Here is an 801-nt window from a genome sequence, read left to right as displayed (position 1 = left end):
GCGCCGATCGGGGCGCTCACGCCGAGCATGGCGTCGTCGCGGTCGAGGTTGGTCACGCCGAGCGCGGTCTCGCCCTTGCTGCGGGCATACGCAGCGTGGAGCTTGGCCATGCCGAAGTCAAAGGTGCCGCCCAGGAAGGTGGTCTTGGCATCGCCGGCTGCCACTGTCGCGCCTGCCGCGGTGGCAGTGGTGTTCTGGTCATGGTGGGCGACGATCACGCTGAACGGGCCGCCGGCATAGCTGGCCGACAGGCCGACCTGGCGACCGGTGGAGTTGCTGCCCGCGACTTCGCCGAAGCTGTACTGCGCCTGGCCGCTGAAGCCGCCGAAGTTCGGCGAGGTGTAGTTGAGGGTGTTGTCGGCGCGCTCGCCATGGACGTTGAAGACGTTGGCGGCATTGCCGGCCAGGCCCAGGCCGAACGGGTCGATGCTCTCGACGGCGGTGCGGATGGGGTTGTACTGGCGGCCGAGCTTGACGGCGCCGAAGCCGCCCTGCAGGCCGACGAAGGCCTGGCGGCCGAACAGGCGTCCGCCCTGGCCGAGAGTGCCGTCATCGAGGCTGAAGCCGTTTTCCAGGGTGAAGATGGCCGAGAGGCCGCCGCCGAGGTCTTCGGTGCCGCGGAAGCCGATGCGGCTGCCGGATTGCTGGCCGCTCTGCAGCGCGGTGGTGTTGACGCGGCCGTTGTCGATGCGGCTCAGGCCGGCGTCGGCCACGCCGTAGATGGTCACATTGGTTTGCGCGGATGCGGCGCCGGCGACAGCGCCGAGCACTGCCAGTGCGATGAGCGATTTTTTCATTGTT

At 68.8% G+C, this 801-nt stretch carries 1 protein-coding gene; it reads right to left on the bottom strand.

Annotated elements, in window-relative coordinates; all coding sequences use genetic code 11:
• A partial coding sequence (locus RY831_RS33050; RefSeq protein ID WP_326510511.1) for a porin occupies window positions 1-801 on the bottom strand: 801 nt, incomplete at both ends.

Source organism: Noviherbaspirillum album (genome assembly GCF_035916955.1).
GTDB lineage: Bacteria > Pseudomonadota > Gammaproteobacteria > Burkholderiales > Burkholderiaceae_D > Noviherbaspirillum > Noviherbaspirillum album.
Note: the sequence above shows the minus strand (reverse complement) of the source record. Positions and strands in the feature narration are given on the sequence as shown.